20 protein-coding genes are annotated in these 20,298 nt (G+C 30.1%); 15 read left to right on the top strand and 5 right to left on the bottom strand.

What is annotated here, in order from left to right:
• The first annotated feature begins 51 nt into the window (after window positions 1-51).
• The 6 genes from AMN99_RS01815 to AMN99_RS01790 are packed head-to-tail and all read left to right on the top strand — an operon-like array spanning window position 52 to window position 5,188.
• The gene (locus AMN99_RS01815) at window positions 52-1,662 is read left to right on the top strand and encodes an ABC transporter permease (RefSeq protein ID WP_075506132.1); all 1,611 of its coding nucleotides are present in this window, start codon (window positions 52-54) and stop codon (window positions 1,660-1,662) included.
• Window position 1,663: 1 nt separating this feature from the next.
• On the top strand, window positions 1,664-2,722 hold the full coding sequence (locus AMN99_RS01810; protein WP_075506131.1) for an ABC transporter ATP-binding protein: 1,059 nt from the start codon (window positions 1,664-1,666) through the stop codon (window positions 2,720-2,722).
• A 14-nt stretch (window positions 2,723-2,736) separates the two neighbouring features.
• Complete coding sequence (locus AMN99_RS01805) at window positions 2,737-3,423, top strand: AzlC family ABC transporter permease (protein ID WP_075506130.1); 687 nt, start codon at window positions 2,737-2,739, stop codon at window positions 3,421-3,423.
• 1 nt (window position 3,424) lies between these two features.
• A complete protein-coding gene (locus AMN99_RS01800) occupies window positions 3,425-3,733 on the top strand; it encodes an AzlD domain-containing protein (protein ID WP_075506129.1) in 309 nt (102 codons plus the stop codon).
• 1 nt (window position 3,734) lies between these two features.
• Window positions 3,735-4,751 carry an MBL fold metallo-hydrolase gene (locus AMN99_RS01795; protein WP_075506128.1) on the top strand — a complete coding sequence of 339 codons (1,017 nt, stop codon included), beginning with the start codon at window positions 3,735-3,737 and terminating at the stop codon, window positions 4,749-4,751.
• Window positions 4,751-5,188: a DUF4396 domain-containing protein gene (locus AMN99_RS01790; protein ID WP_075506127.1), complete on the top strand. Its 438-nt coding sequence runs from the start codon at window positions 4,751-4,753 to the stop codon at window positions 5,186-5,188. The genes AMN99_RS01795 and AMN99_RS01790 overlap by 1 nt, the downstream gene beginning before the upstream one ends.
• Here the strand turns inward: AMN99_RS01790 and AMN99_RS01785 are convergent.
• Entirely contained in the window at window positions 5,175-6,491 is a 1,317-nt protein-coding gene (locus tag AMN99_RS01785) for an MATE family efflux transporter (protein WP_075506126.1), read from the bottom strand. The genes AMN99_RS01790 and AMN99_RS01785 overlap by 14 nt on opposite strands.
• A gap of 16 nt (window positions 6,492-6,507) precedes the next feature.
• Window positions 6,508-7,035: a cytochrome b gene (locus AMN99_RS01780; protein WP_075506125.1), complete on the bottom strand. Its 528-nt coding sequence runs from the start codon at window positions 7,033-7,035 to the stop codon at window positions 6,508-6,510.
• On the opposite strand from AMN99_RS01780, the gene AMN99_RS01775 reads away from it, so the two are divergent.
• The 3 genes from AMN99_RS01775 (at window position 7,030) to AMN99_RS01765 (ending at window position 10,534) form a co-directional block, all read left to right on the top strand.
• Entirely contained in the window at window positions 7,030-7,497 is a 468-nt protein-coding gene (locus AMN99_RS01775; protein ID WP_075506124.1) for a c-type cytochrome, read from the top strand. The genes AMN99_RS01780 and AMN99_RS01775 overlap by 6 nt on opposite strands.
• A gap of 77 nt (window positions 7,498-7,574) precedes the next feature.
• Window positions 7,575-10,004 carry an FAD-dependent oxidoreductase gene (locus tag AMN99_RS01770; RefSeq protein ID WP_075506123.1) on the top strand — a complete coding sequence of 810 codons (2,430 nt, stop codon included), beginning with the start codon at window positions 7,575-7,577 and terminating at the stop codon, window positions 10,002-10,004.
• 8 nt (window positions 10,005-10,012) lie between these two features.
• A complete protein-coding gene (locus tag AMN99_RS01765) occupies window positions 10,013-10,534 on the top strand; it encodes a hypothetical protein (RefSeq protein ID WP_075506122.1) in 522 nt (173 codons plus the stop codon).
• Between the two features lie 284 nt (window positions 10,535-10,818).
• Here AMN99_RS01765 and AMN99_RS01760 read toward each other — a convergent pair whose 3' ends face one another.
• From AMN99_RS01760 to AMN99_RS01750, 3 genes are read right to left on the bottom strand one after another with little or no spacing between them, the layout of a single operon-like run.
• Complete coding sequence (locus AMN99_RS01760) at window positions 10,819-11,676, bottom strand: NAD(P)-dependent oxidoreductase (protein ID WP_075506121.1); 858 nt, start codon at window positions 11,674-11,676, stop codon at window positions 10,819-10,821.
• Between the two features lie 13 nt (window positions 11,677-11,689).
• Complete coding sequence (locus tag AMN99_RS01755; RefSeq protein WP_075506120.1) at window positions 11,690-12,553, bottom strand: DMT family transporter; 864 nt, start codon at window positions 12,551-12,553, stop codon at window positions 11,690-11,692.
• A 13-nt stretch (window positions 12,554-12,566) separates the two neighbouring features.
• Window positions 12,567-14,072 carry a UxaA family hydrolase gene (locus tag AMN99_RS01750; RefSeq protein ID WP_075506294.1) on the bottom strand — a complete coding sequence of 502 codons (1,506 nt, stop codon included), beginning with the start codon at window positions 14,070-14,072 and terminating at the stop codon, window positions 12,567-12,569.
• A gap of 46 nt (window positions 14,073-14,118) precedes the next feature.
• On the opposite strand from AMN99_RS01750, the gene AMN99_RS01745 reads away from it, so the two are divergent.
• The 6 genes from AMN99_RS01745 to AMN99_RS01720 form a co-directional block, all read left to right on the top strand.
• Window positions 14,119-15,903 (top strand): IlvD/Edd family dehydratase, encoded by a 1,785-nt coding sequence (locus AMN99_RS01745; protein ID WP_075506119.1) that lies wholly within the window; start codon window positions 14,119-14,121, stop codon window positions 15,901-15,903.
• Window positions 15,904-16,872, top strand: coding sequence for a 2-hydroxyacid dehydrogenase (locus tag AMN99_RS01740; RefSeq protein ID WP_075506118.1), 969 nt, complete (start codon window positions 15,904-15,906; stop codon window positions 16,870-16,872).
• Window positions 16,873-16,997: 125 nt separating this feature from the next.
• Entirely contained in the window at window positions 16,998-18,014 is a 1,017-nt protein-coding gene (gene dctP / locus AMN99_RS01735; protein ID WP_075506117.1) for a TRAP transporter substrate-binding protein DctP, read from the top strand.
• A 60-nt stretch (window positions 18,015-18,074) separates the two neighbouring features.
• Window positions 18,075-18,644 (top strand): TRAP transporter small permease subunit, encoded by a 570-nt coding sequence (locus AMN99_RS01730; protein ID WP_075506116.1) that lies wholly within the window; start codon window positions 18,075-18,077, stop codon window positions 18,642-18,644.
• Window position 18,645: 1 nt separating this feature from the next.
• On the top strand, window positions 18,646-19,968 hold the full coding sequence (locus AMN99_RS01725; protein WP_075506115.1) for a TRAP transporter large permease: 1,323 nt from the start codon (window positions 18,646-18,648) through the stop codon (window positions 19,966-19,968).
• The coding region (locus AMN99_RS01720; RefSeq protein ID WP_179850426.1) for an NAD(P)-dependent oxidoreductase at window positions 19,965-20,298 on the top strand (334 nt) is incomplete at its 3' end. The genes AMN99_RS01725 and AMN99_RS01720, both read left to right, overlap by 4 nt.

Here is a 20,298-nt window from a genome sequence, read left to right as displayed (position 1 = left end):
TTTTGGTATAAAGTTTATTACCCTAATTTATACCATTAGTACTTCGTTAAAATGGGTAATAAAATTAATATTTGGTTTTTGAGCTCTTTGCTCATTTCTATGATAGTTGCAATACCAATTGTAACTGTATTTAGTAGTTTTTTTGAACCAACAAGTGACTATTTATCAATTGTTAAAAATACATTTTTGTATGAATACATTTCTAATTCAATAATTCTTGTAATTGGAGTTTTAATTACAACTTTTGTAATCGGTGTAGGATCTGCTTATTTAGTTTCATTTTACAAATTTCCTGGAGTTAATTTTTTTAAATGGGTTTTAATTTTATCTTTTGCAGTTCCAGCTTATATCTATGCATATTCATTAACTGCTTTTTTTGAAAATTATGGAACAGCTTTTTCAATTATGAAAAGCTTATTCGGTGATGGAAATTATAATTCTTTTTTACCTAAATTCGACGGAATGCTAGGAGCTATAATTTCAATTTCATTTTCACTATTTGGTTATGTTTATGTTTTAACAAGAACTTCATTTCATTATCAGTCTCAAAATTTGCTAGAACTTGGAAAAAACCTAGGTTTTTCAACAAAAAAAACATTTTTTAATATTATTTTACCATCAGCAAGACCAGCAATTATTGCCGGATTATCTTTAGTTGCTATGGAGACTTTATCAGATTTTGGTGCAGTATCTTTTTTTGGAATATCGACTTTAACTACTGGAATTTATGATGCGTGGATATCTTTTGATGATTTAGCTTTAGCAAACAGAATATCTTTTTTTCTCCTTATTTTTATATTTGGATTATTTTATTTAGAGAACTTATCTAGAAAAAAAGCACAGTACCATTCTCCTGCAAAAGGAAATTTTAAGACTAAAACTTTGAAACAATTAAATGGTTATAAATCTTTAATGGCAATAATATTTTGCTCATTTGTATTTCTTGCAAGCTTTATATTTCCAGTTTTGCAAATGCTTTACTGGACAATCAAATTTCCAAAACATTTTATAGATTTAAATATTATAGAATTATTATCAAACACATTGATATTAGTCTTCTTATCGGGCTTTCTTTTGATATTTTTATCTTTCGTATCAAATTATGGAAATAGAATTAGTAAAAATAAGTTATTAAATATACTAACAACTTTTTCAATTACTGGTTATGCAGTACCAGGAATAATATTGGCTGTGGCCTTCATAACTTTTATTTCATGGTTTGATGAAAATATTTTTTATTTTTTTGATATAAAACAAATTTTTATTGGATCTATACTTGGTTTAGTAACTGTTTATTTTGTAAGATTTTATTCTTTAGCTAACAACGGTATTAAATCTGGATATTTAAAAATTAATTACTCAATTGATGAAAGTGCATATCTGCTAGGTTATTCAAAATTAAAAACTTTTTTAAATATTCATATCCCTTATCTTAAAAACTCAGTCTTATTAATTGCTATATTGCTATCAATCGAAATAATCAAAGAATTACCAATTACATTAATTATGCGTCCTTTTAATTTTGAAACATTTGCCACCCAGGCCTATATATTTGCTTCACAAGATTTACTAGAAGCTGCTGCTGCACCTTCATTATTATTAATTATGATTGCAAGTATTTTTATTTTAATTACATCTAAGTATATGTTTAAAGATAAATAAAATGAGAAATAATTTTTTAGAAATTGAGAATGTTACTTTTGCTGCAAGCTCTAAAAATAAAGTAACCAATGTTTCATTTAATATTGAAAATGAAGGAGACATAGTTTGTTTGCTAGGCCCTTCTGGAATTGGAAAAACTACAATTTTAAGAACAATAGCTGGACTTGAAAAAATTCAGTCTGGTAAAATTATCTTAAAAAATAAAATTATTTCATCTAAAGAAAGCCATGTTGAACCCGAGGATAGAAATATATCTTTGGCTTTTCAAGATAACTCTCTATTTCCTCATTACAATGTTATGGAAAATATTAATTTTGGCGCTGAGAGAAATAAAAAAAAGAAGAAAGGTCTAAACTTTAAAGAAATAGTGAAATTTCTACATTTAGAAAAAATCTTAGAAAAATATCCTCATGAAATTAGCTCTGGAGAAGCTCAAAGAGCCTCTTTAGCTAGATCTTTGTTATCAAATCCTGATTTGTTACTTTTAGATGAACCGTTGTCAAATATAGATCAAAGTTTCAAAGAGGAAATACAAGTAAAGTTAAAGCAAATTTTAAAAGAATTAAAAATTACAACAATAATTGTTACTCACGACTCTTACGAAGCATTCTATCTAGGTAACAAATGTGGAATTATTTTAGACGGAGAACTTAAACAATTTGATGATCCCTATAATGTTTATCACTTCCCAAATTCTGTTGATGTAGTTAATTTTTTAAATAGAGGAATATTAATTCCTGCAAAAGTTACAGATGAAAATACTCTAGAAAATGATGATTTAGGAACAATTAAAGGTAATTTTACAAAACATTATCCAAAAGGATCTAAAGTACAGTTGTTGTTACAACCAGAAGATCTAGAACATGACGATAAAAGCAATTTAAAATTAGAAGTAGTAGATAGAAAGTTTAGGGGAACAAATTTTATATATACTCTAAAAACCAGTAGTGATTTATTAATTCCTGTTTTTGTTCATTCGCATCATGTCCATCAACATGAAATTGATGAAAAATTTGGTATTAAACGACCGATAAATATTGATCACATAGTTTGTTTTTAATAGAACCCAAATAAATGCTTACAAAAAAACAATTATTTACGAGGGGTATGCTTGATATTTCTCCACACATGTTGTCTGTGATTCCATTTGGAATAATTTGTGGAGCTATCGGTGTTGAATTGGGATTTGACCCATTATTAGTTTATGCGATGTCTATAATAATTTTTGGCGGTGCGTCACAAATTGTTTTTTTACAATTATTATCAGGCGGTGCATCTGGATTAGTGGCAGCAACATCTGTTGGTGTTATTAATTCAAGACATCTTTTGTATGGAGCAGTTTTATCAGAGTACTTAGAAAAATTATCACTAATAAAAAAATTATTAATCTCTTATATCATTGTTGATCAAGGTTTTGCAGAATCTAATAAATTTTTTAAAAAAAATAAATCGGAGCAATACTTACATTATCATTTGATTGGTACAGGTTGCACGATGTGGGTTTGTTGGCAAATTGCTACATTGTCAGGAATCATTTTAGGTTCATTTGTTCCAGAGGAACTTGGATTAAAATTTGCAATACCACTTACGTTTATAGCTATCGTAATAGAAGATTTAAAAAAAATTGATCACTTAATTGTAATGATTGTATGTGGATTGAGTTCGTTATTATTTTATGATGCTCCATTTAGATCTTATATAATTATTTCACCTATACTTGCTTTGTTTGTTGCAGCTTTAATATTGAGATTAAAAAAATAAAATGACTTGGTTATCAATTATTGTTGCAGGAATATTAACTTACTTTACTAGAATGACGATGGTAGCTCTAGTGAGTAGAGACATGTTGGGAGATAAAATAAAAGCTGTGTTAGCTTATGTTCCATCAGCAGTATTTCCTGCAATAATTTTTCCAGGTATTTTTATAAATGACTACGGTCAGTTTATTGAAATGGATGACCCTAAAATATTTGCTGCAATTGTTGCTGTAATTGTTGGTTATTTTTCAAGAAATATAATCGCAACTATTTTGTCTGGTTTAATTTCTTATTGGTTTTTGATATTTATCTAAAATGATCTTTAGACAGATATTCGATAGTGTCTCTAGTACTTATACTTATTTAATTGCATCTGGAAGAGGACGTGAAGCTTTAATAATAGACCCAGTCTTAGAAAAAGTTGATCAGTATATTAATTTGTTAAATCAATTAGATTTAAAATTAGTAAAGGTGATAGATACCCATATTCACGCAGATCATATTTCTGGAATTGCTGAACTAAGAGATAAAACTAATTGTGTAACTGTTATGGGGAATAAAACTCCTGCCGATGTAGTAGCAATGAGAGTATCAGATGAAGAGATAATCAAAATAGATGGAATTGAGCTACAAGCTTTATATACTCCAGGTCATACTTCTGAGAGCTTTAGTTTTTTGATGGGTGATAGGGTGTTTACAGGAGATACATTATTAATTAGAGGGACTGGTAGAACAGATTTTCAAAACGGAGATCCTAAAGACTCTTATAATTCAATATTTAACAAATTATTAAAACTACCTGATCAAACTCTAGTTTATCCAGCTCATGATTATAAAGGAGAAATGGTAAGTACTATTATAGAAGAAAGACAATTTAATCCAAGATTACAGGTAAAATCAGTAGAAGAGTATGTAGATATTATGAACAATTTAAATTTACCAGATCCCAAAATGATGGATGTTGCAGTTCCAAGTAATCTCAAGTTGGGCATTGATTTAAACCGTCAAAAAGTAAACAATGGAATTGAGCCAGAGGAGTTTAACAAGATTAAAAAAGAAGAGAATACAGTTCTGATAGATTTAAGAGAACAAAATGAAATAGATAAAGAAGGTAAATTAGATAACAGTTATATAGTCCCATTTCCTTCTATGCATGACTATATTGAGAAAAATAAAGATAGCTTAAAAAATAAAAAAATTCTTTTTTACTGTGCTCATGGACACAGATCTACTTTGGCAGTTCAGATTTCTAAATCATATAATTTTGGTAACTGCTTTCACTTAATTGGTGGTTTAGAAAAATGGAAAAAAAAAGGATTAGAAATTAACTAATGACAGCATCAACTTTTCATTGGTCTTGTAAACATACTTGGAGAAGAAGTGCAAAGAATACAGCATGGTGTCTATTAGGTTGTGCCATCGGAGATTTTGGAACAATTTTATTTTTTCAACTTACACAAATTCCTTTTCCAGTATTAGGTATAATGATTCTAGCAATAATAAACGGTTTAATCACAAGTATAATATTAGAAACAGTAATTCTAATGAGACAAGGTTTTGAATTTAATAATGCTTTGAAGACAGCTTCTGGAATGAGTTTGATTTCAATGATTAGCATGGAAGTGATGATGAATTTGACTGACTTTGTTTTAACAGGTGGTGCCATTTTAACTTGGTGGGTTATTCCGATTATGCTGATAGTAGGTTTTTTAACTCCATGGCCCTACAATTATTGGAGATTAAAAAAATACGGGATTAACTGTCATTAAATCTTAAATAAATCCTGTTTAAATAATAATATAAAGACAAAGCTCTCAAGATCATAAATATTGTTAACGATATCCATACCCCATGATTTGAAATGTAATTTGTTAGAACTAAAGAAATTAATAAATATAAAGAAACAGAAAAAAACATAGCATTTCTAATTTCTTTTGTTTGAGAGGCTCCAATGAAAATACCATCAAATTGATAACAAAAAGATGCAAAAAAAGGCAAGATAATCATCCAAATTGAATAATCTAAACTTAAAGATCTAATTAAATCAATATCAGACATCATATAAATCACATTCTTATGAATAAAATAATAAACAACAGAAATACCTAAGCCTGTAACTGAACTTAAAATAAAAGAATTTTTAACAATTGAACTGTATAAATTTTTATCTTTTTTACCCAATGAATAACCAATAATTCCTTCAGTTGAAAATGCGTAAGCATCTAAAATGAATGCTGATAGAAAGACAAGATTAATTAATATCGCGTTAGCAGCGATATACTCTTCTCCAATTTTTGATCCAAGGTATGTGAACCACAAAAAAGAAAAAGTAAGCAATATAGTTCGAATAAAAATATTAAAATTAATATTAAAAATATTTTTTAATTTATTTAGATCAATAATTTCTCTTATTATAAAATTAATTTTTGTGAGCTTGTTTAAATAAAAAAAAGTATAAATTAAAAAAACAGTAGAGGTAATTATCCCAGAAAAAAGAGTTCCATAAGCAACACCTTTAATATTTAAATTGTATTGAGTTACGAGAATTATGCTCAATATAATATTTAATATTGAGAAAAATCCTACTGCAATACTTGAAATTTTAGTTTTTTGTAATCCAACAAAAAAACCTGTTATAATATAAAGAGTAAGTTCGCCTGGAGCTGAATAAATTCTAATTTTAAAATATTCCTCATAAAAAGAAGTAGTTTGTGAATTTAGATCAAATATTTGTAAACTTATCTTAAGAATTAAATTTTGAGCAAAAAATAAGACAATAGAAAGTATAATTACAAATAACAAATTTCTTAAAACAATATTAATAATTTCTTTATAATTTTCAGCACCATTAGCTTGAGAAACCATACCGACTGTTCCCATTCTTAAAAATCCAAAGCTCCAAAAAATCATTGAAAATAAATTTGCTGCAACAGAGGTTGCAGATAAATAAGAAACATTACCTAAGTTACCCATTAAAGACGTGTCAATAATTGCCACTAATGGAATAGCCAAGTTGGCAAAAAAAATTGGAATAGATAATTTTAAAATATATCCAATAGATGATTTTTCCATGTCTGATGATTAATTATTATAATATTTTTTTTAATAAATTTTCTTTAAAGAATAATTTATGAATTATTACGGCACTTACATGTAAAGCAACTAAACCAATAAGTACATAGTTTGATATTATATGAATGTTATAAAATTGATCAGCAAGTTCAAAATTGTCTTTTATTTTTATTTCTTTTAAAAAAATCGCCAAAGGTTCACCATTAAATAGTTTCTTCAATATTCCTGAAATAGTTATTGATAAGACTGTGATGTATAACAATAAATGATTTAGTTTAGCAATAAACCTTTGCCCGATAAAAGTAGCAGGTCCTAACTTTGGAACAGGATTAATCAAATTATTAAGTAATCTAAAAATTATAACGTAAAATATTCCAAGACCAATCAATACATGAATGTTTTCAATAGTTATTCTTTCCTCACCAAAATCTAAACCAACTAAATAAAAGCCAAGAGGAATTTGAATTAAAAGCAAGATTGCACTTAACCAGTGCATTAACTTTGAAATCAGTCCATATTCTGTTAAGGTGTTCTTAACATGCATAACTTATTAAAACATACCAAGAAGGTCTTTGGTACAATAATATTATCTTTAATTATGGTGTTTTCTGGCTCATTAGCTAATGCTGAGTTGTCAGTAGAAGATATTATTAAAAGTAGAAAAGCACTATTTGGTAAGAATTATAGAACCGCTAAGAGGGTACAATCTTTTTCTTCAAATGGAGATTTTGATGAAGCGATAGAACTAATGAAAGAAATGAGTGAAAATTACATTACTTTATTAGATCTATTTCCAGAAAATTCTAAAGAAGGATTTAAAACAGAAGCACTACCTATAATTTGGGAAGAAAAAGATACTTTCAACGCATTAATGCAAAAATCTGCTGATGATATGATTAAACTCACTTCTATTATAGAAGATGCAGATGATATCAGAGGAACTCTAGGAAAATTAATGTGGGCGAATTGTAAGGCCTGTCATTCCAAATATAGAAAACCACATTAATAAATTCATATACCCATTTTGGTTAACTAAAATTAATTTTGTTTAATTAATTTAAAATCTAAGTAGTTTCTTTTTTTATGGATAAAATTCAGTCTCACGCAAAGCTTGTAATTGTTGGCGGTGGTATAATGGGAGTTAGTTTACTCTATCATCTTACAAAAGAAGGATGGAGTGATGTAGTTTTAATTGAAAAAAGTGAACTTACTTCTGGATCAACTTGGCATGCTGCAGGTCAATGTCCTCATATGTTAACGAGTTTAAATCTTGCAAAAATTCATCTTCATTCAACTAACCTCTATAAGTTATTAGAAAAAGAAACTGAGCAACCAACAGGATTTCATGAAACAGGGAGTTTAAGGTTAGCATATACCAAAGAGGATCTTGAGTGGTTTGATTATACTAAAGGAATTTTAGATATAGCTGGTTCTCCATGCTCAATTATATCAACAGAGGAAATTCATCAATATCATCCTTTTATAAAGTTAGATGGAATTAAAGGTGCTTTTTTAACTACAGAAGATGGCTATACAGATCCAACTAGCACAACAAATGCAATGGCTAAAGGAGCAAGAAATGGAGGAGCCAAAATTTATAGAAAAAATAGAGTAACTGATATTGAACAATTGCCTTCAGGAGAGTGGAAAGTAATTACTGAAAAGGGTGATATTGTTTGTGAGCATGTTGTTAATGCTGCAGGAAGTTTTTGTCCAGAAGTAGCACAGATGGTTGGTTTAAAAAATGTTCCAAGTATAAATATGATCCATCAATACTTAGTTACAGAAGCTCATCCTGAAATAGAAAAATTAAGCAAAGAATTACCAGTTGTAAGAGATCCAGACTCTTCTTCTTATCTAAGACAAGAGGGCAAAGGACTTTTAATTGGTCCTTATGAAAAAGATGTGGCAGCTTGGGCTTTAGATGGAATGGATTGGAAATTTGATATGGAGTTGTTGGATCCAGATCTTGATAGAATTGCAGAACACTTAGAGAAAGGAATGGATCGTATTCCACAGTTTAAAGATGTAGGTATTAAAAGAATTATATGTGGTCCTATTACACATACACCTGATGATAATTTTTTAGCTGGTCCTGCACCCGGACTTAAAAACTTTTGGATGTTTTGTGCAGCAAGTATTGGAATTGCTCATGGAGGGGGAGCTGGAAAATATATGGCTCAGTGGATTGTACATGGTGACTCAGAAATAAATATGATGGAATTTGAACCAAGAAGATACATGAGTTGGGTTGATAAAAATTATTCAATTGAAAAATCAAAAGAGCAATATCGAAGAATGTACGTAACTCCAATGCCTAATGATGTTGTAGAGGTTGGAAGACCAATGAAAACAACACCAATTTACCAAAAGTTAAAAGAAAAAGGTGCTGAATATTTTGATTTATATGGATGGGAAAAACCAGCTTGGTTTAATAAAGATAATACTAAAGAAGAATTAAGTTATAAAAGAAATAATTTATTTCCTATCATTCAAAAAGAATGTCTACATGTTCATAATAATGTAGGCTTGATTGATCTATCAACTTTTTCAAAATATGAAATTAATGGAGAAGATAGTTATAACTTTTTAGAAAGACTTTGTGTTAATAGAGTTCCAAAAAAAGATGGAAGTATTGTTTTAACTCATCTTTTAAATGATATTGGAAGAATTCAAACTGAACTAACTTTAACTAAATTAAAAGATAACCATTATTATGCATTATCAGGTGCGGTATCGGAAATTAGAGATTTGGATTGGCTAAATCAAAATAAAAGAGAAAACGAAAAAGTTGAAATTAAAAATATAACTTTAGATAAAGGTGTAATAGGTATCATAGGACCAAAATCAAGAATGGTTTTACAAAAATTAACAGATACAGATTTAGGAAATGAAAATTTCCCTTGGTTAAAAAGTAAGGAAGTAAGTTTAGGCGACATTAATGTAACAGCCTTAAGAGTAAACTATATGGGTGAACTTGGCTGGGAGTTGCATCATGACTTTAAAGATATGGAAAAACTATATGAGTTATTAAGCGAAGCTGGTAAGGAATTTGATATTATAGATTTTGGGGCTCATGCAATGAATTCTATGAGAATTGAGAAGGGATACAGAGGTTGGGGATCAGAATTAACTCCAGAAATTAGTGTAGTTGAAGCAGGCTTGGAAAGATTTTTTAATATTGAAAAAAAATCTGAATTTAAAGGATCCAAAATTGTATCGAATTTAATAAAAAATGGTCCAAAAATTAAATTAGTTTATATGGAAGTCGATGCTGTAGATGCAGATGCTCATGGAAATGAACCAATTTTCTCTAATGGTAATATAGTAGGTCTTACCACATCAGGTGCATACGGGTATAGAGTAAACAAAAGTTTAGCTTTTGGATATGTCAAAACTGAATTAGCAAAAGTTGGAAATGAGTTTTTGATTAAAATCCAAGGAAAAGATGTTAAATCAAAAGTTATTGATGAACCTGCTTTTGATTCAAATAACGATAGGCTAAAATCTTAAAATAAACAATGCTTCCAGTATCAGTAACAGATCATATAGAGGAATACGTTTCTCAAGAGATATATGTTCAAGTTGCAATAATTAAGGGTAAAGAAAAAATTTCTACAGATTCAGCAATAAAAAAATATTTTATTAGTAATCATTTTAAAGAATTAAGTTTAGGAAAACCTTATGATCATTTTATTGATGGTTTAAGAGATAAATGTTTGGGCAAATTAAAAAATTCTCCTATGAGAAATACAGAAACTGATGATGAAACAATTATAATGTTACAAAAAAAATTAAATGAATTAAGTGAAGTAGAATTAGAGGATACTTACTGGGAAATAGAAACTGGAGAATTTTTTTCAGGGGAACAAATTAAAGAGTTAGAAAAAGATCGAGATATGTTAATTACAAAATTAAACTCAAAAGATGAAAACGAAGTTGTAAAAACAATTTTTAACTTTTGTGAAATTTATGAAAAGTTGTGTGAAAAAAAATATCCAGAAGCACCACTTCCCCTAGAAATATTAAAGTCTAAAAATTAATTTTTTTAAGGGTTCGCTCTTTAGTTGATACCTAAAGAGCTCCCTTTTTATCGCCTCTTTGGCATTAAATCCAAACGGATTTTATTATTTTAAGTTTTTTTATATCTAAAGATCTTCAGCTAAGTATCAGGTGGTAGCAATTTTAACATAAACCTCCTTCATATAAAAAGGTAATTATATCAAAATTATTTTCAATAAATTTATTTGTATTTAATGCAAATATATAAGTTGAATACAACCTACTGCTTTAGTAGATTCCCGATATCTTATTTAACTTCCTTCAATTATTTTTTATTAATTAATTCACTAATAAAATTTTCTCCATAACCATCATCAACAGCTTTTTGAAAATAATTTTTATTTAGTTCAGCAACTTTTTCAGCTTCAGGAAAATCTTTTAAAAGATCCTGAATGTAAGTTAAATCTTTAACAGAGTTACTTGCGGTAAATTTAAATCCTGTGTAATCACCTTTAAGCAAATTATCAAAAACTCTGTTCAGAGCAGCAGAGTTTCCAGATCCTAGCTTTGCAACATCAAATACTTTTTTTAGATCTAATCCTAATCCAGTAGCACATTTTGCTAAATGATTTACTAATGCTCCATTTCCTAAAGACAAAAAGTTATTTAAAAGTTTTGATTTTGCACCCATACCTACTGGACCAAAATGAAAATAATCCTTACAAAATATATTAAAATAAGGCTCTGCTATTTTAAAATTTTCATCTGACGCTCCGACAATACCGCCTAAAACACCTTCTTCTGCTTGAACAGGCCCCCCCATTACTGGGCATTCAACGTAGTTAATATTATTTGATTTAAAAATTGTCTCAGTTTCAATAGAGCCAGTTTTATTGTGAGTAGTAATATCAATCACAATTGTTTTATTACTTAATATATTTGATAATTTCTCCGAAATAGATTTTGCAATAGGTGTGTTGGTAACACACATAAATATAGCATCTAAATTTTTAGACGCAAAATCTTCAAATGATTTAACTTCTACAGCTCCCTCACTTGCTATCTTTTCAATAGGTTTACGATTTTTGTTAGCAATTACAAAAAGATTATTTTTGTGCTTAATGATGTTTTTAGCAATTCCATAACCCATATAACCAACACCAATAAAACCAATATTTTTCATCCAACCTCCTAATTTAACTTTTTTTACCTTCAGTTCTTATAAATAATAAACCAAATATTATTACACCCACAACACCCGCAATCTTATTTACATCAAAAGGTACACCAAAAATGAAAAAATTAAAAATTGTAGACCAAACTAATTGAGAATATTGAAAATTTGTTACAAAAGATAAATTTGATAATTGAATTGCATATATAATTAAAGAATGACTTACAAAGCCTGCAATACCAAGCAGTGCTAAGTATAACCAAAAAATATTATTACTTAATGGTTCCCAGTTAAAAAAAATATAAACACTAAATATTATTGCTCCTAAAATAGAAGTATAAAATATTGCTGCAAATGGATCGTTATCACTCGATACAACTTTTGTAAAAAATTGGTAAAGTGCCCAACATATAGGTGGAACAATTGGAAAAATTAAATCTATACTAAATATTTTCATGCTAGGACTTAAAGAATAAACAATTGAACTAAAACTAAGGAGCATCAAAAGAATTCCTTTAAAAGTCAAAATATCTTTTAAAAAATAAGCAGAAAGCAAAGCAACGATTAATGGGGCTGTAAAGAAAACTACATAAATATCTACTAGGTCAAACTTTTGAAGAGAAAAAAACATAAACGATGTAGCTGTCACCATTAATGATGATCTAATTATTTGAACTTTAAAATTTTTTTTTAAGTTTACTTTCGGCTTAAATATTAAAAAAAATACAATTAAAGATACTAAATGAAAAAAAAATCTTCCCCAAATTGCTTGTGTAACAGGCATTACTGTTCCCAGGTATTTTGCTGTAGAGTCCATACAAACAAACATAAAGAAACCACCAGCAGCTAATAAAATTACATTTAATAAAGATGTTTGATTTTGCACTTTAGGAAAATTTTTACATTACAACGCCTACTTGCCAAGGATTAAACTCCTCGTCACCGTAGCCATTGATTTCACTCTTAGATTTATTTCCTGATGCAGTATTTACTACTAATTCAAATATTTTTTGACCAACTTCTTCAACTTTTTCTTTTCCTTCAGCTATTGTTCCACAATTAATATCCATATCTTCCGACATTTTTTCAAACATTGCTGAATTAGTTGAGAGTTTTAAACTTGGTACTGGCTTACATCCAAAACAAGATCCTCTTCCAGTTGTAAAACAAATTACATTTGCGCCTGATGCAACTTGCCCTGTAACAGATACTGGATCATATCCAGGTGAATCCATAAAATTGAAACCTTTATTTTTAAGAGGTTCAGCATAATTCAATACATCTTGTAAAATTGAGTTTCCACCTTTAGCAACTGCTCCTAAAGATTTTTCTAAAATAGTTGTAAGCCCTCCTTTTTTATTTCCAGGTGCAGGGTTATTATCCATAGAACTATTGTTTATTGATGTATAATGTCTCCACCACTCAATTCTTTTTATTAATTTATCTGCAGTTTTTTGTGAATTAGCTCTATTAATCAATAAATGTTCTGCCCCATAAATTTCTGGAGTTTCAGATAAAATTGAACTTCCACCTTTTTTAACCAAAAGATCCGCAGCCACTCCCAATGCAGGATTAGCTGTAATTCCTGAATAACCATCAGATCCTCCACATTGTAAGGCTAAAGTTAAATGACTAACAGGCTGAGATGTTCTTTGAACATTATTTGCTTCAGATAAAAGATTTTTTATTTGAGATAATACTTTATCAACAATTTTTTTAGTTCCACCTTCATCTTGGATAGTTAAGAAGTGAATTCTATTGTGTTTTTTAAGAGACTCATCAAATAAACTTACCTGAGCACATTCACAACCTAAACCTATAACAAAAACATGAGAAAAATTTGGATGATTTTTAAAACCATCAATCGTTCTTTGAAAAATTTGCATTCCCTCACTTTCAGTATTCATTCCACATCCTGTTGAGTGAGTAATAGGCACAATTCCATCTATATTTGGATAATCTTTTAAAATTTCTGAATATTTTATTTTTTCAACAATCATTTTAGTAACTGTTGCAGAGCAATTAACGGTACTCACTATTCCAATATAATTTCTCGTAGCTACTTGGCCGTTATCTCTTAATATTCCATTGAAAAAAGTGTCTGCTTTTTCTTCAATATTATTTGATTTATCAGTTACTTTGAAATCTCTTTTAAATTCTCTAAATTCTAAATTATGAGAGTGAACATGTTCTCCAGGTTTAATATCATTTAAAGCAAATCCAATAATTTGATCATATTTAATAATAGGATCACCTTTTTTAATCTCTTTTAAACATACTTTGTGACCAAAAGGGATTGGATCCAACGTACTTATATTATGTCCTTCAATTTTAGTTTTTTCTGGTATGATAAATTGACTTACGCCAACATTGTCATTGCCATTTAAAACTATTAGATTATTCATAAATTTATTATATAACCAATAACTTAAACAAACCATTATATTAATTATGCCTAAAAAAAGAAAAAAGAGTTTCCGAAGTCAACAGTGGTTCAATAATCCAAAAAACCCTGACATGACGGCTTTATATTTAGAAAGGTACTTAAATTATGGTCTTACAAGAAAAGAATTGCAATCTGGAAATCCAATTATAGGTATTGCTCAATCAGGCAGTGATCTTTCTCCATGTAACAGACATTTTATGTCTTTAACAAAAAGAATTAAAGATGGGATCAGAAGAGCTGGAGGAATTCCAATGGAATTTCCAACTCATCCTATTCAAGAAACTGGAAAAAGACCAACAGCTATGTTGGACAGAAATCTATCTTATTTATCTTTGGTAGAAGTTTTATATGGTTATCCAATCGATGGAGTTATTTTAACTACAGGGTGTGATAAAACTACTCCTGCAGCATTAATGGCAGCAGCCACAGTTAATATTCCCGCAATAGTTCTTTCAGGTGGCCCAATGTTAGATGGAGTTTACAAAGGAAAACTTGCCGGATCTGGATTAGTAGTTTGGGAAGCTAGAAAAATGTTAGCTAAGGGAGAAATTAAATACGAAGAATTTATGGACATGGTTGCATCTTCTGCGCCAAGCGCTGGTCATTGCAATACTATGGGAACAGCATCTTCTATGAATTCAGTTGCAGAAGCTTTAGGCATGTCCCTACCTGGAGGAGCTGTAATTCCTGCACCTTATAGAGAAAGAGAACAGATTTCATATGAAACTGGAAAAAGAATTGTTGGAATGGTTCATGAAGAATTAACACCATCAAAAATTATGACACGTAAAGCATTTGAAAACGCAGTAGTAGTTGCAAGCGCAATAGGTGGATCAAGTAACTGCACAACACATTTAAGTGCAATAGCTAAACATATGGGAATTAAGTTTGATTTATCTGATTGGCAAAAATTAGGACACGATATTCCTTTGCTAGTTAACTGTCAGCCAGCTGGTGAATATTTAATGGAAAGTTTTCACAGAGCAGGGGCAATACCAGCAGTTATGAAAGAATTAATTAAGAATAAAAAAATTCACACCAATATAAAAACTGTAACTGGAAAAACAGTAGGTGAAAATTTGAAAAAGAAAATTGATGTAGATAGCAAAGTAATTAAAACATTTAAAAATGCTCTAACTGAAAAAGCTGGTTTCTTAGTTATGAGAAGTAATTTCTTCTCATCTGCAATAATGAAAACATCAGTAATCAGTAAAGAATTTAGAGATCAATATCTATCAAACCCAAAACACCCTAATGCTTTTGAATGTAAGGCAATTGTTTTTGAAGGTCCTGAGGATTACCACAAAAGACTTAATGACAAGAAATTAAAAATTGATGAGAACTCAATTTTAATTGTTAGAGGATGTGGTCCAGTAGGCTACCCAGGTTCTGCAGAAGTAGTTAATATGCAACCACCTGACAGATTGCTAAAAAAAGGTATTAGACATCTACCTACTTTAGGAGATGGAAGACAAAGTGGAACTTCTGAAAGTCCTTCAATACTTCATGTATCACCAGAGTCTGCAGTTGGAGGAGATCTTGGAATAGTTAAAACAGGTGATAAAATTAAAATTGATCTAAATAAGAGAAGGGTTGATTTACTAATTCCTCAGGCTGAGTTTAAGAAGCGAAGAAAAAATAGAAAGAAATTTAAAGCAAATAATCAAACACCTTGGCAAGAAATATTCAGAAATACTGTAGGTCAATTAGATGATGGTGCTTGTATTAATTCTAGAGGAAAATATTTGGATGTATCTCATACAAAAGGTTTACCTAGAGACTCACATTAAATGAAACCCAAGATATTAGTTTCTAGAAAAATTTCAGATTTAGCAGAAGAAAAATTAAGCAAAGAATTTGATGTAACATTAAATCCAAAAGACGAGCCAATTCCAGAAAGTGAGTTAATTAAGATAATAAATAACTATGATGGGATGATTTCTACAGGATTTGATAAAATTGGAGAAAATTTTTTTAATAATCTGAATGGTAAATTAAAAATCATTGCTCAGGTAGGAGTAGGGTACGATAATATCTCTGTTAACTCTGCTTTAGAAAAAAAAATAAAAGTTACCAATACACCCAATGTATTAAACGAAGCTGTTGCAGAACTAACTATTCTTTTAATATTAGCTGCATCAAGAAGAATTGGCGAAGCTTATAATTTAGTTAGAACTGATAATTGGAAAAATCAAAAACCTGACTTAACTAAATTTATGATTGGTAATTCAGTTACTGGCAAAACTTTAGGTATTATTGGTATGGGACGAATAGGACGAATGGCTGCTAAAAGTGCAAAAGCATTTGGCATGAAAATAATTTATTATAATAGAAATAAGTTGTCTGCAGATTTAGAGGATGGTGCAAAATATTACTCAGATTTAAATTCTATGTTACCAAATTGTGATTTTGTAAGCATACACACACCAGCTACCGCAGAAACAAAATATATTCTTAATAAAGATACAATTAGTTTGTTACCTAAGCATGCGGTCGTTATAAACACATCAAGAGGTTCAACAATTGATGACGATGCATTGATTGATGCATTAGAAAATAAAAAAATTTATGCAGCTGGCTTAGATGTTTTTAACAATGAACCAAATTTAGATAAAAGATACTTACAATTAGATAACTGTTTTGTCCTTCCTCACGTCGGTAGTGCGACACATGAAACACGTCTTGCAATGAGTATGATGGCAGTTGATAATATTTATTGTTTTTTTAACAAAAAACCCTTGATTTCAGAAGTAGTTTAGAACAATTCTAGTCTTTGTGTTTATAAAATATATATAATTTCTATATATAATAATTAAACCGATTTAATTGAAATAGAAAATCATTTATGATTAACTTTCGAAAAAACATAAACGAGAGGAAGATAATGTTTAAATTAATATCTAAAACTTTAGCAGCGGTGGCTATGGTTTCAGTTGCTTTATTCGGCTCTGCAAATGCAAAGACTTTAAAGATTGAAACTCACTTTACTGCTAGCTCACCAAATGGTGAAGTTGCGGCTCAGTTCGCAAAAAATGTAGAAAAGTTTTCTGGTGGAAGCTTGAAAATTGAAATGTTCTACTCATCTTCAGTAACAGGTAAATCTGCTGAGGTATTTAACTCTGCACAAACTGGAATTATCGATTGTGATATGACTGGTGCTGGTTACCAAACTGGTAAAAATGCAGCGTTCCAATTCGCAGGTGATGTAATGGGTGGATATGATAACCCATACCAACAATATGAATTCTTGAACTACCCAGGTGCTCAAGAAGCTGTTGATGCATTATACAACAAATATGGAATGACTTTAATTGGTTGGTGGATACCAGGACACGAGTCTTTAATATCTAGCAGACCAATTCCAGATGTTGCTTCATTGAAAGACTTTAAATTTAGATCACCTCCAGGAATGGAAAGTATGATCTTTACAACTTTAGGTGCTAAGCCAATCGTTATGGACTTTGGTGAAGTTCCTACAGCTTTACAAACTGGTCTAATCGATGGTGCTGACTATTCATCTTTAGCAACTAACTATGCTGGTGGACACTATGAGCAAAATAAATATGCTACATATCCAGGTTTCCACTCTATGCCGGCTGACCACTTAGCTTGTAACACAAAAGTATGGAACAAGTTAAAGCCTCATGAGAAAGGTGCTATGAAAGCTGGAATAGAAATCGCTGGAAGAACTATTACTAGCTTAGTTGAGAGAAAAAATGCTGAAGCTGTAAAAGCTTTAAAAGAAATGGGCGTTACTCTTCATGACTGGTCTAGAGAAGATAGACTTAAATTCAGAACAGCTGCACTTGCTGCTTGGGAAGAATGGAAGACTAAATCTCCAGAAGCTGCGGCTTTAATCGAAATACACAAAGCTTACATGAAAGCTAATGGTATTATGTAATAAATAAATTTTGAAGGGCCTGAAAAAGGCCCTTCGAATAAAATCTAAAATTTTTACTCAATGATAGATAAAGAGTTACAAGAACAAAACGAAAAAGTAGCGAGTAAAGATGATTTTCCAATTAATTGGATTGATAGAGTTTCCTTATTTTTAAGTCACACAATAAAATATCTTATCCCTGTAATTGTAGTTGTGATGATGTATGAAATTTTTATGAGATATGTTTTATTTAAGCCAACTTTATGGGCTAATGAGTTATGTTTGTGGCTTGCGGGTGTTTGCTATTTAGTTGGTGGAATATATGCAACAAGATTAAGAAGCCATATTAGAATAGTTTTACTTTACGACTGGGTTGGAAGACCAACTCAAAGAATTTTTGACTTAATTAGTACTATAATTATTGTTCTTTTTGCTACAGCAGTAATTTATGGTGGATGGGAAGATGCACACAGATCTTTCACTACCTGGGAGAGATTTGCAACTTATTGGGATCCTCCAATTCCAGCTACAATGAAACCACTTACACTTTTATGTGTATTTCTTATTGCAGTTCAATCTGTAAATAACCTAATCATTGATTGGAGAAATCCAAAAGAGAAACAATACGACCCTTCAAAAGAATTAAAGTAAGATGGAATTTGAAATAGGAACACTTTCGATAATATTAATAGTGGGATTATTAGCACTAATATCTATTGGTGTTCCGATGGGATTTGCATCAGGTTTTATGGGTGCAGTACTGGTATTTTTATATATAGGTGAGCATGCATTAGGAATATTGCTTTCAAGGTATTACTCATTAGTTGTAACTTATTCATTTTTGTCAGTACCTTTATTTATCTTTATGGCCTCCTTGCTCGAACGCTCGAACATTGCAAGAGATCTTTATGATGCTTTAAACGCATGGTTAAGAAAAACTAGAGGTGGAGTAGGTGTAGTTACTGCAATCATGGCAACCATTATGGCTGCAATGAGTGGAATTATTGGAGGAGAAATAGTTTTATTAGGATTAATTGCATTACCGCAAATGTTAAGACTTAAATATGATCAAGACATGTCTATTGGTATTATTTGTGCATCTGGATCTTTAGGAACAATGATACCTCCATCAATTGTTTTAATTATTTATGGATTAACAACAGAGACTTCTATTACGATGTTATTCCAAGAAGCAATTGTTCCAGGTTTAATGATCTCGGGTTTAATCATTACATACATTCTTATTAGAACAAGGTTACAACCTCATTTAGCTCCATTGAGTGATGAGCCGGCTTTAACTTTAAAAGAGAAAATGTCTTACCTTCCAGGTCTACTTCCACCAATTGGAATAGTAATTATTGTATTAGGTTCAATTTATTCTGGAATGACTGGTATTACTGAAGCTGCGGGAATGGGTGTTGTTGCTACTTTAATAATTATCTTTGCAAGAAAAGAGCTGACATGGTTTTTATTTAAGGATGCATTAACACGAACGTTTAAAGCATCTGGAACTATTTTGACAATTACTTTTGGTGCAACAGTTTTAGCAGGAGCTTATTCTCTTGCTGGTGGTCCAAAATATGTAGCTGAAACAATTTTAGCGTATGATTTAAAACCAATGTATTTAATTTTCATGATGCAAATTATGTTCTTAATCATGGGAGCATTTATGGATTGGGTTGGAATTGTATTATTAGCAATGCCAGTGTTTTTACCAATTGTAATTGCACTTGGTTTTGATCCGATTTGGTTTGGAATATTATTCTGTGTAAATATGCAGGTTTCATTTTTAAGTCCACCATTTGGGCCCGCCGCTTTCTATTTAAAATCGGTTGCTCCCCCACACATATCTTTAACAGATATTTTTAGAGGTTTTGCTCCATTTATAGTTATTCAGCTAATTGTATTAGCATGTGTTATGTTCTTCCCTGAAGCAATGACACAAAATTTCCACGAGTTTAAACCTAAACCATGATAACAATTGGATTTATTGGAACAGGCTTGATGGGCCTTCCAATGGCTAAAAATATATTAAAATCTGGAATTAAATTAAAAGCGTTCAATCGATCAATAGAAAAAGCAGAACCATTAAAAGAGTTTGGTGCAGAAATTTCAAAAACTATAGGTGATGTAGTTAAAGACAGCGATTTTGTCATTACTATGTTAACTGACGATAGTGCGGTAGATGCAATAACTTCTAGTTCAGATTTTCTAGACAACTTAAAATCAGGTTCAACAGTTATTGATATGAGTTCTGTAAAACCTACGACAGCAACAAAACACGGAACTAATTTAAAATCAAAAA

This window comes from Candidatus Pelagibacter communis, assembly GCF_001180225.1.
GTDB classification, from domain to species: Bacteria; Pseudomonadota; Alphaproteobacteria; order Pelagibacterales; family Pelagibacteraceae; genus Pelagibacter; species Pelagibacter ubique_D.
The sequence above is the reverse complement of the archived record's forward strand: the minus strand, read 5'-3'. Positions and strand labels throughout refer to the sequence as shown.